The following is a 13,506-nucleotide window of genomic DNA, read 5'->3' as shown; positions in this document are numbered from 1 at the left end:
GTAAAATTAATTCTAAAAAAAGTCGCAATTTCTTATTACAACGTTTCATAAAGAAAATGACAACATCCCTACTCCTCGGTTCGTCAAGGTAGTAGGGATGTTTTTTCATGTCCACCAATCCGGTGGAGTATATCTCGTTAAAAGATCTTTCTCGACGAGTCGCTGATTCACATAAGACGTGACGCTTGGAAGTAGCGCATCCATGTTGGCAGGGTGCACCATGACCTCAACGGATGAACCGGGTGAGATTGAATCAAGTGTCGCAAACGAAACGCCCTCTCCATAAAACCGATCATCGAAGCGGTTCGTCAGCCAGAGATCCCGGTGCTTCTCGTTCTTCGCAGCACGGAACGTCGTTTGATATTCATTAGCGAGCTCGACGATGACAGAGTCGATCGCGGACCAGCCATGGATATGATGGTGACTGTCTAAGTGATGCAGCGACAGCCCGGTAGCAAGAAAAGCTTCAATCTGGGCTTTCCATTCTAGGTAGACGTCTTTAGGATCCGGTGGCTCTTCTTTCAAAAAGCGACTCGTGAAGCGGAACGTTCCGTCCTCCTTCGTTAACGACTGACTTGTCGAAGCGAGCGGTTTTCCCCAAGAGAGCACGAGATGTACGCCGACATGCAGGTCCGGGTGTTGCTGAGAAAGTCGAACAGCTTCTTCGACCGCATGTCCGTTCATCATCAGCGTCGTCGAATTGACGGGACCGTAAAGATGACTCTCGATGATGCCTTGGTTAACACCCGTCGTCAAACCGAAATCATCAGCATTGACGATTACACGCGTCTTAGGCATGTGCCGTGCCAGTCAGCGAGAGTGCTTGATCAAGCACTTGATCGCCCTTCATCAACCCGTATGCCATGTTGTCAATCACAGCAACCGGCACGTTAACTGCTGTACGGATTTTATTCTCGAGGTAGCGAACTTGCGGACCGATCAAGATGACGTCCATCGTCGTATGTTCCTTTAGTCGCGATTCGGGTACTGCTTCGATCGTTGCGTCAAGCCCTCGTGCTACGGCTTCCGTCCGCATTTTTTCTACTAAGATTGAAGTGGACATGCCTGCTGAGCAGACGAGTAAGATATTCATTTCGTTTCCTCCAGTCGATTGATTTTAGTGATCATGTCAATCATCTCGGTCGCCAGTTCCTTGACCGTCATCGCCGTCATCAGATGATCTTGAGCGTGGACAAGTAGGACACTCATCTCGTTGCTCGTTCCTCGTGCTTCTTCTTGCAAAAGTTCCGTTTGAAGTTTGTGTGCCTCAAGAAACGAAGTCTCTGCTTCCTCGAGTTTCGCTTGGACAAGTGCTTCGTCACTGCGTTTGGCAGCAGCAATCGCCTCAAAAGCACTCGAGCGTGCATTTCCGGCATGTAAGATGATCATGAACGATAGTTGTTGGATTGATTCTGTCTTCAACTGATTTTCTCTCCTTCGTGGATGCTGTCTTTGTTTCGATTGATTTCGGCAGTCATGGCGCGTGCTCCTGCTACGACGAACGGGATGTAAATCAACGTCGCGAGCGTCAAGTTGAACATCTGAAGTAGAACACCGCGGATGCTACCACCGGTGACGAGATACCCGCTGATGATCGGTGGTGTCGTCCATGGTACGATGGCGACCGTCTTTGGAACCATCCCGGTTGATAGTGCGATATACGAGACGACCGTCAAGACGACCGGTGCGAGGATGAACGGAATCAGCATGACCGGATTGAGCACGATCGGCATGCCGAAGATGACCGGTTCGTTGATGTTGAACAGACCGGCGGGTGCTGATAGCTTAGCGACTTGATGATAGGGATGATTGCGTTGTTTCCGGACGACGATGAAGATGGCAAGTAGTAGTGACAACGTCGTACCAGAGCCACCCATGAAGACGAACGCATCGAGGAACGGTTTCGTTACCGTGTACGGGACGTCATAGGCGGAGGCGCCAGCTTGAAATGCAGCTAAGTTCTGTTCGATCAGCGGCAGGTAGATCGGCTCGATGACCGAACCGATGATGTTCGTGCCGTGTAATCCGAAGAACCAGAGGACATGGTTCAACAGAGCGATGATCAGACCGGCAGCGAGCGAATCTCCGAAACCTTGAAGCGGTTGCTGGATTGCCTTGAAGATGACTTCGAAGATGCTGAGCTCGAGTTTTACTTGAATGAACAACTGGATCGCAGCAACGACCGTCAAGATGATCATTGAAGGAATCAATGCTTGGAACGATCGGGTGACACCACCGGGCACACCGTCCGGCATCCGGATCGTCAGCTTCGTATGAATGAGAAGGCGGAACGCTTCCGTCACGAGGAGCGAGACGATGATGGCGACGAATAAGCCTTGTGCGCCGAGCCAAGCGAAGCTAAGTCCCCAGTCCTTCGTGACCGGAACAAGCATGACGTAAGATGCGATCGACAGGATACCAGCGGCAAGACCGTCGATATCGTAGGACCGTGCCAAGTTATAGGCAATCGAGAAAGCGACTAGTAAGCCGAGGATCGCGAAGGATGCATTCCAAATGTTTCCACCGAGCCGTTGCCAACTGCCTTCACCAAAAGCGTTGTTCATCGAGCCGACGAAGTCGAGCGACCAGCTGCCGAGCTGGATGGCAGGGAAGTTATTGATTAGAATCGCGAGCGAACCGACGATGATGAGCGGCATGACGGAGACGAACCCGTCACGGATGGCGACGAGATGGCGCTGGGAACCGATCCGTCCGGCGATTTCAATGAATTTGTTCATGAGAGAACCTCCTTAAGTTGGAATTGGGGTAAGTACAGGTGATGCGCGCGAAACAGCTCTTCAAGTAAAGCGTCGATTCGTTTTTCGTCTTGGATCAATGGGTTCATCAGGGCAGCGAGGTAAGCATCCTCGTACTTCCCGGAGATGGCGGCTTGAATCGTCAGTTGCTCGAATGTCTTTAAGTTCGTGATCAGTCCACGCACGTGGAGTGGTAAGCTACCGATCGACAGAGGTCGCGGTCCGGCTTTTGTGATGACGGCGTTGACCTCGATGACCGCATCTTCCGGTAAGTCACGGATCGTTCCTTGATTCAGCGTATTGACGGTTTGGATATCACCACGGTCGTTATAGAGCGAGTCCATTAAGTTACACGCTGCATCCGAGTAGTAGGCTCCACCGCGTTGCTCAAGCTCCTTCGGTTTTACATCGAGCGATACGTCTCGGTATTGCTCGAACAGTCGGCGCTCGACTTCTTGGACGACTTCAGCGCGTGTCCCGTTCTCTTCGTAAGCTTGTCGATCTTTTGCGAGTACGTCACGCGTTTGGAAATAATATTGATGGTAGGGGTTCGGCAACAGTTTGAGTGAATTCAGGAATGAGTCGGACCAGCCAAGTCCAACGATATTCGCTGGCGAGTAGTCGTTTCCATGATGCAACGCAATGAGTACATCTTCTGTCCGATCGACACCATTCACCGTGACCTGTCGACCAAAGATGAAGTGATTTAACCCTATAAATTCGATCGAGACGTGCTCGACGGGGGCTTGCAGGATTTCAGCGACGGAATTACGCATATTGAACGGGATGTTGCAGACACCGATCACCTTCTGATGCTTGGAGTGTTTTAAAAGTGCCTCGGTCACGATCCCCGCAGGATTCGTGAAATTAATCAACCAGGCGTCGGGGCAAAGTTCAGCCATCTCGTCAGCGAGCTCAAGTAAGACGGGAATCGTCCGGAACGCCTTGAACATACCGCCAGCGCCATTCGTCTCTTGACCGATGAAGCCGTGCTTCAGTGGAATGCGCTCGTCAAGCGCACGTGCCGCAAGACCACCGACCCGAATTTGCGTCGAAACGAAGTCGGCTCCGCGGAGCGCTTCTCTTCGATCGAGTGTCCAACGAAGTGCGATCTTCACGTTAGACTTGTCAATCATCCGTTGTGCGAGTTTGCCAACGGTTTCGAGCTTCTCTTTTCCGTCTTCGATATCGACAAGTACGACCTCGTCGACCGGAAAGGAATGGTGACGCAAGATGAAACCTTCGATGATTTCCGGTGTATAGCTGGAGCCTCCACCGATGATGACAACCTTGAGTGGCATGTTGTGAATTCCTCCTCATGAAAGCGATTTCTTTTTGTTGTAACAAATGTAACAAATAATACAACTTAGGGCAATATAAAAATACAAATAAAACAAATTATGATTTGTATTTGCATTTGTATGATGTCTGTATCACAATAAAGGCACAAAGGACTAGAGGAAGAGGTGGGGGTATGTCGCAATCGACGTTACAGACGGCAATCAAGGAAGAGTTACTGTCGCGAATCAAGAGAGGCTATTACGAAGAAGGGAAGAAGTTCCCGACCGAGTATGTACTTTGTGAGGAATTTGATGTCAGTAGGACGACCGTTCGAGGTGCGTTGAACCAGTTGACGCTTGAAGGGTATCTGATTCGACAGCAAGGGCGTGGGACGTTCGTCGCCGGTAAAAAAGTTCGGCAGACCTTGTCGCATACACCGAACAATTACGCCGCTCAGTTAGCGGTGCAGGGAAAGCGGGGCGAGGTGTCGTTGATACAATTATCCGTCGTCTCAGCGACCGACGTCTTGACGGAAGTCTTCCCTGTAAAAGAACAAGCACCCATCCAGAAAATTGAACGGATTCGTCATGCTGACGGTGAACCGACACAATATGAGATCTCATATATCCCGTGGTCGATTGCACCAGGGATCACGAAGGAACAAGCGGAGCATTCGTTGTTCGATACATTAGCAAAATTTTTCGACATTCAGGTAGCGAAAACGACGGAGTCACTCGAAATCGTCCTTGCCGATGAAGCGATCAGTAGTCATCTGAAATGTCCAGTCAATGCGCCATGTTTCTACATCGAAACAGTAACGGAGGATCAGGAAGGTCGAATCATCGAGTATTCACGATCCTACTTCCGCGGGGATAAGACAAACTTCGTGATTGAACGTTCGTATCGTTAAATGGAATAGCGCTGTTGTTGAGAAGCGCGAAAAGAGGTTGAATCCATTCACGCATCGGAATGGATTCAACCTCTTTTGATGTCATCATTTTGTTTCAACTTACATCATGCTAAGTAATAGTTGAGGCTGTTGGGAGAGTAAATAATCGTTTTCGACGTAGCGATGATAGGACAATGACGAATCGTTCATATGAAAGAGCGTCAACTGTCGACTCTCGAAGTCGACTTCTTCTATGTAGACAAGTTCTGTAATGCCACCGGAATGATGGGGAGGAAGCAGTTTTAAGGATAATCTCTCCCGTAAAGCGATGAATAACATGACTTCCATTTTATAAGCCGTAGAAACGGAAGAATCAATAATGGATGAATCGATGGAGAGGCAAATAAGCGGATTCATAGTGGATAACGACAACGGATGAGTCATTTCTTTTTGAAGGTGCTGCATGATGGACCTCCTTATAATAAGAACGTATGTTCATATTATGGAGGATGAATCCATTTTTTGCAATCCTATTTAACGTCAAGAGCCTCAGGATGTTTCTTCTACAATCGTTCGAGCTCTACTGCGAGATAGCGGAATATACTTTTCGAAAAGAATGCTGAAATTCTTATATATTTTGCGATAACCGAATCATATCCATGCACCGGATCCCGTTTTCGATGATTTCCTCTTCATAGTGTCTCAAGAAGAAGTTCAGATCGACTTCAACGATTCTGAATCCACATTTTTGGTAAAGTGCTAGCTGTCCAATGCTTGAATTGCCCGTTCCGATTTCAATGGTCGTATACCCCAGTGTTTTCGCTGTGCTAATCGCATGTCGTAAAAGATCTTTTCCGATACCTTGTCCTTGATGCGACTCATCTACTGCAATATTTACGATTTCAATCGTTTGGGGCTTTGTCGGGAGAAGTATATATACACCAATCCATTGATCATTGCTTTCAGCGACGAAACAATGACCTCTTTTTACATAGCTTTCGACTAACTTTTGAGACGGGTCCGCTGCTAGCAAGAGCTCCATCGGTGGATTTTCATGGACGGATAATTGTCGGATGTTCATATTCTCTCTCCTCATAGATGTATTTGTATGCGTTTGACTTAGAAGTCAGTTTCACTCTATTGTCTCAATAGTTGATATAGCAGCGTTATGTAAGAACTTGTGAGCCTCCGTTCTTCTTAAGAGTACAAAAGAACATTTAAGAAAAAAGTCGTCATCCGTACAGAGTACCGGAAAACGACTTTCTTTCGTTAGATTAAGATCATGATCGTTTAATTAGACGGGAGGAGCTTTACGACATGCAAGGTAGATTTTTTCCGGTTCGTGATGGAGTAAGTGAGTTTCCCATCTTGCAGTAGAGGAAGAGATACCAACTCTTCGAAGTCTGTTAAAGGAGCGACGGTCTTCGCTTTTAAGTCCGCATACATCAACTGATGGATGCCTTCGCGGAAGATGACTTGTGTATTTGAGAGGAACTGAATGCCGTCGATCGTCGTCTGGGCACTTGAAGCAGAATAGTTCAGCGTCTGTTCGTCCAATCCGATTGGGTGGAATATGGCGTCGCCTTCTGTTCCAAGAGCGAGATAGGTACCGCTGCGACTGAAATCAATTAATCCGGATATCTCTTTTTTGTAGGCACCATCCAGCGTCTCAAGCACACGGACGTTCTTTCCGTTGTTAAAGTGAGACGTGAATAAGGTCACGCCGTCATCGCTATCGCGGTGCTCGTATGTGAATAGACCGTCTCGTACCTTTCCTGTTTTTAAGATGAAGGACTGGAGTGGCGTGATCTTTCCGGTTTTTAACGAATACGTTTTTATCGTGGAGACCGTTTTTTTTGCAGTCGCTTCTTGCGTGATCCAGGAAACCCGAGTTGACGTGACATCGATTATCGGAGGGGACGTATCAAAGCGACTTTCTCCAGTATCAAGCGTCGTCATCTGATTCGTCGTAATCTTCCATTGACGAATCGACCATTTCACACCGGTCTTTGTCGGCTGTTCCGTTTCGATCCATAGTAAAACCGCACCTGTACCCGTCACCATCGGGATTGCATGCTTCGTCGCATGGACGATTTTGTTGTGTTGTCGTTTCGTATCGTATGTATAAATGGTGCTCTTATTTTCTTGTAGATCCAAGAAAAACATCTGGTTTTGATAAGCATACTGTGGATCGATCGAGATACGGTATTTGCTTAATAAGGAAGAAAGGTCGTACGTTTTCGTTGGACCTAACGTGACGCGCTCCGTTTGCTTCTCTAATTCGATCGCTTGTTGGTTCTTGGAGTCGGTCGTTGCTTTCTTCAAAGAAGTGTTCACTTGTTCAGGTGATGCGACATTTTTTTGTGCTACATGCGGTGTTGCTTGTTCTTCCATCATGGTACAACCCGCTGTCGTCCAAACGATGGTCGAAAGACAAAAAACGGATGCGAATCGATGTAATTTCATATCGGATAGCTCCTTTAAAGGTTTTCAGAAATGTAGTTCATTGCTGCATATCATGTGAAGAGGGACTCGGACGACGGGTGTGAAGAAATACGAGATACCACCACTTTAATGTGTAGGCGAATAAGAAGACACACATCCATGCCCACGGTCGCAGTGTCGTCAATCCTTCGTAAAAATGTCTGAACTCTGTAATGTCAAGACGGTACATGGAGTTCCAAATGAATAATGCACACAGAATAAGCATGGCTAACATCGCTCGAATCGATGCTTTTCTCAAAGATGGATGCTTGATCGCGACAAAAATTGCACTGATAAGTGTGATGAAAAAGAATGCGTAGGAAAGTACCCACACCCACATGTCATTGGTTGGACCCATATGTATTTTCCTCCTCAGTTAATCATGGATGCGTCTAGACGATCTTCTAAACAAAACAGAAAGAATGACATCAATCAGTAAGCCGATCAAGAACCAACTGATCAAGGTCAGGATGTAGATCAGAAAAAGTGGGACATGGAAGGAATCTAGCCATGTTCCAAGAAAGGATCGTAATTCAAGAAGCCAGAAAACAGGGCTCGTCAGAAACAACAAGATATTTTTGTCGTCGTAGCCGAAGGCATTGAACAGACAGACAACAAGTGAGAGCAAGGGTAGCCAGAGTCGAAAACCTTTACGCATTATTATTCATCTCCTGTTTGAGTGGGGGGTTCATCGGACTTGAATCAAAAAGGCGGATAGACCGTCACCATGTTCGTTCCATCCGGCAACGACCTCATAGGTATACGTAACTTGAGAAGAAGGTGCGATAAGAATGTCGTTTTTTAATGAAACCTGTTCACTTTTCGTTTTCGAATCCCAGCGTACGACTTCGAGCGTATCGGGTTTACGATCAAACGAGAGATGAATTTTGTCAGAGGGTGAGACGATGACAGGTTTACTTTTTTCAGTCATGTGTAGCGCATCGACATAGATCATGTCCGCACATTGAGCACTGAATAAACTGGACCAGCAATAAGAACCTTGAACAGTTGGAATCGCTTTACCGTTTACTTCGACGTTTGGGTCATAGGGTTCAATACGGAATGGCTCAAAATAGATAAAAAAAGCAATCACGGCAAGTAGTGAGCCAATCAAAATGAATTTAAGGATACCAGCTCCTCCTTTATTGAATAAATAATAGTGTTAAATCGGAAATTAAAATCAATCAAATCATATATCATGCAAAAGAATCTACATATAGAATCATTTTCCACAATAAACTATCAAATCCCTTCAAATGGATGAAGGGATTATGAATGAGGCACACGTGTCTCTTTGAGACGACTAGGTTTTGAGGAAGTCATTTTCCTTTTACGAAGAATAGAGGAATCAATGTTTCTCCCAGTGGGCTTGATAATCGAGAATATATTGACTTAGGGGAATCAGCTCGGTACCAGTCACCTCGCGGAACTGACTATTTGTTCGTTTCGTGAGTCCAAGACTAATCGGGAGGTGTAACATGATGACTTCATTGACGTAGCTTTTCGGATATCCTTTTTGAACCATCTTCATTTGGAAGAATGGAATCGAAGGGTTCGTGTAACGGATCGTCTTTCCTAGGAGTAGCGTCATCAGACTTGCGACCTCATGGAAACCGAAAACTTCCTCGCCATGCAACGTATAGACACGATTGAAATGGGGAGCAGGATGTTCGAGGCAATGGATGACGAACGTCGCGATATCGCGGATGTCGATCATGCTTGTCTTCCCAAGACCAGCTGGCGTAACGATCTGCTCGTGAAAACGGATGTCATCACGCATGAAGAGATTCAAATTTTGCATGTAGTATCCGGGACGGATGATCGTAAACGGGATGCCGGTCTCTTGAATGATCTTTTCGATTGTATGGTGAGGTGTCAGCGGAAAGACTGGAACATCTTTGAACGAGAGATAAACAATGTGCCGGACTGAGGTGAAGCGCAAATAGCGCAGAAAGAGATGGAACTGTCGTGTTGATACTTGGGACGGATACATCAAAAAGAGTTGATCGACGCCTTTTAACGCTTGTGAAAACGTTGAGATATCGGCGTAGTCCAGGTGACGATAGTGAAAAGCATTGCCGAATTTCTCTGAAGCAGCTGCTGGATCGATGACAGCCGCATGAAAGGGAATATGTCGCTTCATCATTGCATGGCCGACGGCTAGTCCAACGTTTCCTGTGAATCCTGTTACTAAAATCGTCATGTGTAACGTCCTTCCTGTACACTTGACTGAACTGCTGTTTGATGAGAAGTAAATCATGATATGTCTAAGAAAAAGTGAGGTGGTAAATCGTCCGCTAATTGCTTTATCGTAACTTGATTGAGCGTATTAAAGAATGAAATCAGTGCAACATCTAATAGTTGATCTAACGCACGTACCTGATAACGCGTTCCCGGTAAAAGCGGACGTTCGAATAACGCGACGACATCTCCGACCCGGACAGTATGACTCAATGGGAGAAGTTGAACACCGCCTTCTCGTCCAGCATGGGTTCGTAAAAGACCTGCTTTTCCTAAAATTGAAATGATTTTCGTGAGATGCTCGTACGAGATGTTACATTGAAGCGAAATGTCTCTCGTCTTTACGTATTCTCCTCTTCGTGTCATCGATTTTGAGGTGTGTTCCAAAAAAAGTAATGTCAGTAAGCCGTGTTCCGTAGCACGTTTCAACCGCACGACCGCATCTCCTTTCAATTTTGACTGACGATGATATTAGACAATCAAAAGACAATATCGCGTCATGGAGGAAAAGGGCGCTTTCGTCATGTAAACATGCGTGTAGGAATCATCGAAAGTGATTAAAGCAGAAATGAGGTGTGCGCGAATGTACCGACAGGAGAGGCTTCGCCGTTGAGGCGTAATCAGTTCATCTCTTCGAGAGTCGAAGTCGAGCAACAATTGCAATGGGTACTCTGTGAATATTGTCACCTGACAATGAATGCCGAGCCGGTGATAATAATCGACGATGCATTGACGAACGAACAGCGCTCGTTCATGAGTAATCATATGCTTTGCCCTCCTCTTCATTTACCCAATCGGATAGATGGTCTTTTATATATTGCCGAAGGGTGATCGGTCGTTCACCAATTAGTTCTAGAAAGTGGTTATCCGTCTCATCCGCTAGACCTAATAAGATCGGCACATGAAGTTTGATGATTTCATTGGTTTCTTCGTAAGACAATCCATGTTGCATCATAAAGGACCGGAAAAAATCAATCGACGGGTTCGTATACATGATTTCTGTTTCAAGTTCTTCTCCGAGAAGCCGGGCGACTTCGTAAAAATTGTAAGCCGCTTCACCGCTGATCGTATAGATTTTATTGAAGTGAGTGGCTGGGTTTTCAAGACACGTCATCACGACGGTCGCTACGTCACGGGCATCAATCATGCACGTCTTACCAATTCCTGCCGGTGCGAAGAGGTGTGCATGATCTCGTAACATATCTCGCATGAACATGTTTAAATGCTGCATGTAGTAGCTAGGACGAATGATCGTGTAGGGAATGTCGGTTTGGCAAATGACGACTTCAATACGATGATGTGGCGTGAATGGGAGGGATAGAGCGTCTTTGCTTGAGAGGTAGACGATGTGTTGCAGGGCAGTCTGTCTGAGATAATGAATAAAATATTCGAATGTCTCCAAGTCCGCGTTTGCAGGAAATTCGAGAAAGATTTGATCGCATCCTGCGAGTGCTTCTACGAACGTCGAGGCATCCTGGACATCGAATCGACGAAAGTCAAAATGCTCTCCATATAATTCGGAAGCGGCTTGTGGATCGGATACCCCGATGCAAAAAGGCTGTTCTTCCGTGCGCATACGTTGGCTGACGAGCTGCCCGATCGGTGAAGAAAAGTCCGTAATGAAAATCATGGGAAAATTCCTTTCCTCTCTTAGATGAACGAGGCATCATTGATGTTGGAAAGTGGTAAATAAAATACTTGTATTAGTTATATAATACCCTAATTATCTTTCAAATACCGGATAGATGATAGTTCCTGCTAAAAACATAATTAAGTATTCCATTTATTCAATATATGAACCTTAATATTCAAAAAATTAATTATTAATACTTATGTTTACATATCTAGGTTTATTATGAATATTACTCGACGTACTTGTCGTGAAGGCTATCGTAAATTTGCGCGTATGTTTCCTTGAGTGACTTAATCGCAGTCGCATCGCCAATAACATCCACTACATCCGTCGACACATACAAAAGGAAATCCGAATCATGAAAGACGATGTAAGCTGATGTGTGCCCTCGATAGACTTTTGTGCAATAGGAAATGATTTCATTGAGCTCTATATGTTTCACATGCGCATAGACGACACCTTTATGAGCTCCTTCATCTTCCACGATATACTCTTTTCAGTTTCGAATCGTGATCGACGAGCCTACTCGTGCCTTTGCTGAATAACGACGAAAACGATGAATGTACGCAGCAACGAATAGAAGGTGGATGGATCTGTCTTCTTGAAAAATCGTCTGAAGAATTTCTTTCAACTGCGAGGCATTTAGGTCTTCCATTAAAAAGCGGATACGGCGTTCTGGTGTTGACTGAAAATAGGGTGTTGGCTTCCTGATATCAAGCTCGATCTGGAACCGAGATAAATCAAGCATATAGAATTCTCCTCATTCTATTAAAGTTTTGATGACGAATAGGGAATGTGACGGATGAAGGCATCCAGCTGAATGTCGAAGTACGCTTCAAGATCGAATCGCAGTTGCCTTTCTAAATCAGACAAGCATGTCACTAAGGTGTCGAGAGGAAAAACAGTGTTCATCCGTTCATCGCCCCAAATCGATTGAATCCTTCCTTGATCAGCATAAGGGATCATCGATACGATTGCCCCTTCTTCATCATGGTCAAACTCCACCGAATAATAAGAAAAGGCAGGAATGAATGAAGGCGTCACCGATCTTTTCCACCGATACAACGATTTATAAAACTCGAAGATGGATAACGATGTTTCGAGATATAGTGCATGATCAATGATGATTTTGACATTCGCTTCAATCGACAGAATGGTGGGGATGTCCCTTGCTGAAGCATTTGAAATAGCGTTCGGTGAATTTAAAAAATCATACGTACATATGATTTGAGAAGACATGTTCATCACTCCGGTTCATGAATTGACATTAGCTGAATACTTTATTTCGTTGCCGAAACGGACGAATCCCTAGAGCAATCGAAGCCCCGATGCAACTAAATAGACACCCGATGATTAAAGGAAGAGATAGCGTCGATTCACCGATCAATACGGAAGCAACACCGCCTATCAACGGGAATAGTGCTACCATATAGCCGCTCTTCGCACCACCGATCCGTTCGACGAGTTTCAAATAAAACAGCCAGGCAAGAAACGATGCAATCAAAGTTAAATACAGTAAGGCAGAAAGATAGGTAACGGTTGTCGGGAGCGTAAGCGGTGTTCCTTGAATCATGACGATTGCGCCCATCACTAAACTCGCGACAGTGAATCCGATCGCATTGGCATGAACCGGATTGATTCGTTGCTTGGCGTTCCGCGCTGAACTGGCGTCACCTACTGACGTCAATAGCGTGCCGACTAGAGCAATCAAGACACCTTTTAAATCGGTCAGTCCATGGATGCTACCTAGACTCGGAACAATCAGGACACCGACGCCGATGATACCAAAACATCCGCCAATCCAAACGCGCGCATGGAGGGTCTCTTTTAAAAACAAGCGCAGAGCGATTGGTGTCAGAATGACCTTGAGTGAGAAAATCAATGTCACGATCGCAGCAGAGCTTAACATCGTCGCGTAATAGAGACATAAGTAACTAAGCGCGAAGTTACAGACACCGAATACGACGATGAAAGGCATGTCCGTCGCGGTAGGTTTGTTCGTTCGTTTAACGAGCAACGCGAATAGGATGAAAAGAACAGCGGTCATCGCTAATCGATAGGTCAGGGATACTTCCAAGGCGACAGGTGTTCCTTGGATTTTGACAGCAATGAAGTTCAGTCCCCAGACGATCAAACAAAATAGATACATGAAATATGTCATAGTAAAGCCTCGTTTAAGTATTTTTATTTCCAATTCTTTTCCTATCTATCATCTTAACAAA

Annotated in this window: 19 protein-coding genes; 1 reads left to right on the top strand and 18 read right to left on the bottom strand. The window is 45.7% G+C overall.

Annotated elements, in window-relative coordinates:
* Positions 1-105: 105 nt before the first annotated feature.
* Genes chbG through NOM72_RS07695 form a run of 5 tightly spaced genes read right to left on the bottom strand, consistent with a single transcriptional unit; the run spans position 106 to position 4,057 of the window.
* On the bottom strand, positions 106-798 hold the full coding sequence (gene chbG, locus NOM72_RS07715) for a chitin disaccharide deacetylase (RefSeq protein ID WP_255998569.1): 693 nt from the start codon (positions 796-798) through the stop codon (positions 106-108).
* Positions 791-1,093, bottom strand: coding sequence for a PTS sugar transporter subunit IIB (locus NOM72_RS07710; protein WP_047390543.1), 303 nt, complete (start codon positions 1,091-1,093; stop codon positions 791-793). Before NOM72_RS07710 ends, chbG begins: the two co-directional genes overlap by 8 nt.
* Entirely contained in the window at positions 1,090-1,389 is a 300-nt protein-coding gene (locus NOM72_RS07705; RefSeq protein WP_029341536.1) for a PTS sugar transporter subunit IIA, read from the bottom strand. Before NOM72_RS07705 ends, NOM72_RS07710 begins: the two co-directional genes overlap by 4 nt.
* A gap of 29 nt (positions 1,390-1,418) precedes the next feature.
* On the bottom strand, positions 1,419-2,738 hold the full coding sequence (gene celB / locus NOM72_RS07700) for a PTS cellobiose transporter subunit IIC (protein WP_174316231.1): 1,320 nt from the start codon (positions 2,736-2,738) through the stop codon (positions 1,419-1,421).
* A complete protein-coding gene (locus NOM72_RS07695; RefSeq protein WP_255998565.1) occupies positions 2,735-4,057 on the bottom strand; it encodes a 6-phospho-beta-glucosidase in 1,323 nt (440 codons plus the stop codon). The genes celB and NOM72_RS07695 overlap by 4 nt, the downstream gene beginning before the upstream one ends.
* Before the next feature lie 173 nt (positions 4,058-4,230).
* Here NOM72_RS07695 and NOM72_RS07690 point away from each other — a divergent pair, with 173 nt between their 5' ends.
* A complete protein-coding gene (locus tag NOM72_RS07690; RefSeq protein WP_255998563.1) occupies positions 4,231-4,947 on the top strand; it encodes a GntR family transcriptional regulator in 717 nt (238 codons plus the stop codon).
* A 99-nt stretch (positions 4,948-5,046) separates the two neighbouring features.
* Here NOM72_RS07690 and NOM72_RS07685 read toward each other — a convergent pair whose 3' ends face one another.
* The 13 genes from NOM72_RS07685 to NOM72_RS07625 form a co-directional block, all read right to left on the bottom strand.
* The gene (locus tag NOM72_RS07685) at positions 5,047-5,391 is read right to left on the bottom strand and encodes a hypothetical protein (RefSeq protein WP_035397684.1); all 345 of its coding nucleotides are present in this window, start codon (positions 5,389-5,391) and stop codon (positions 5,047-5,049) included.
* 163 nt (positions 5,392-5,554) lie between these two features.
* Positions 5,555-6,007, bottom strand: coding sequence for a GNAT family N-acetyltransferase (locus tag NOM72_RS07680; protein WP_255998561.1), 453 nt, complete (start codon positions 6,005-6,007; stop codon positions 5,555-5,557).
* 209 nt (positions 6,008-6,216) lie between these two features.
* Positions 6,217-7,392, bottom strand: coding sequence for a hypothetical protein (locus NOM72_RS07675; RefSeq protein ID WP_255998559.1), 1,176 nt, complete (start codon positions 7,390-7,392; stop codon positions 6,217-6,219).
* A 37-nt stretch (positions 7,393-7,429) separates the two neighbouring features.
* The gene (locus NOM72_RS07670) at positions 7,430-7,768 is read right to left on the bottom strand and encodes a hypothetical protein (RefSeq protein WP_255998557.1); all 339 of its coding nucleotides are present in this window, start codon (positions 7,766-7,768) and stop codon (positions 7,430-7,432) included.
* Between the two features lie 18 nt (positions 7,769-7,786).
* A complete protein-coding gene (locus NOM72_RS07665) occupies positions 7,787-8,068 on the bottom strand; it encodes a hypothetical protein (protein ID WP_255998555.1) in 282 nt (93 codons plus the stop codon).
* A gap of 30 nt (positions 8,069-8,098) precedes the next feature.
* Entirely contained in the window at positions 8,099-8,524 is a 426-nt protein-coding gene (locus NOM72_RS07660; protein WP_255998553.1) for a hypothetical protein, read from the bottom strand.
* 234 nt (positions 8,525-8,758) lie between these two features.
* Positions 8,759-9,613, bottom strand: coding sequence for an NmrA family NAD(P)-binding protein (locus NOM72_RS07655; protein ID WP_255998551.1), 855 nt, complete (start codon positions 9,611-9,613; stop codon positions 8,759-8,761).
* 53 nt (positions 9,614-9,666) lie between these two features.
* Entirely contained in the window at positions 9,667-10,086 is a 420-nt protein-coding gene (locus NOM72_RS07650; protein WP_255998549.1) for an RrF2 family transcriptional regulator, read from the bottom strand.
* Positions 10,087-10,402: 316 nt separating this feature from the next.
* Positions 10,403-11,281 (bottom strand): NmrA family NAD(P)-binding protein, encoded by an 879-nt coding sequence (locus NOM72_RS07645; protein ID WP_255998547.1) that lies wholly within the window; start codon positions 11,279-11,281, stop codon positions 10,403-10,405.
* Positions 11,282-11,513: 232 nt separating this feature from the next.
* Positions 11,514-11,726, bottom strand: a complete 213-nt coding sequence (locus tag NOM72_RS07640) for a hypothetical protein (RefSeq protein ID WP_255998546.1) — start codon at positions 11,724-11,726, stop codon at positions 11,514-11,516.
* Positions 11,727-11,780: 54 nt separating this feature from the next.
* The gene (locus NOM72_RS07635) at positions 11,781-12,032 is read right to left on the bottom strand and encodes a DUF787 family protein (RefSeq protein ID WP_255998545.1); all 252 of its coding nucleotides are present in this window, start codon (positions 12,030-12,032) and stop codon (positions 11,781-11,783) included.
* A gap of 20 nt (positions 12,033-12,052) precedes the next feature.
* Positions 12,053-12,523 carry a DUF7878 domain-containing protein gene (locus tag NOM72_RS07630; protein ID WP_255998544.1) on the bottom strand — a complete coding sequence of 157 codons (471 nt, stop codon included), beginning with the start codon at positions 12,521-12,523 and terminating at the stop codon, positions 12,053-12,055.
* A gap of 28 nt (positions 12,524-12,551) precedes the next feature.
* Positions 12,552-13,445, bottom strand: a complete 894-nt coding sequence (locus NOM72_RS07625) for a DMT family transporter (protein ID WP_133208668.1) — start codon at positions 13,443-13,445, stop codon at positions 12,552-12,554.
* Positions 13,446-13,506 lie beyond the last annotated feature (61 nt).

Origin of the sequence: Exiguobacterium sp. LL15, from assembly GCF_024436095.1 — a bacterium.
In the GTDB taxonomy this organism is placed as follows: Bacteria; Bacillota; Bacilli; order Exiguobacteriales; family Exiguobacteriaceae; genus Exiguobacterium_A; species Exiguobacterium_A indicum.
The sequence above is the reverse complement of the archived record's forward strand: the minus strand, read 5'-3'. Positions and strand labels throughout refer to the sequence as shown.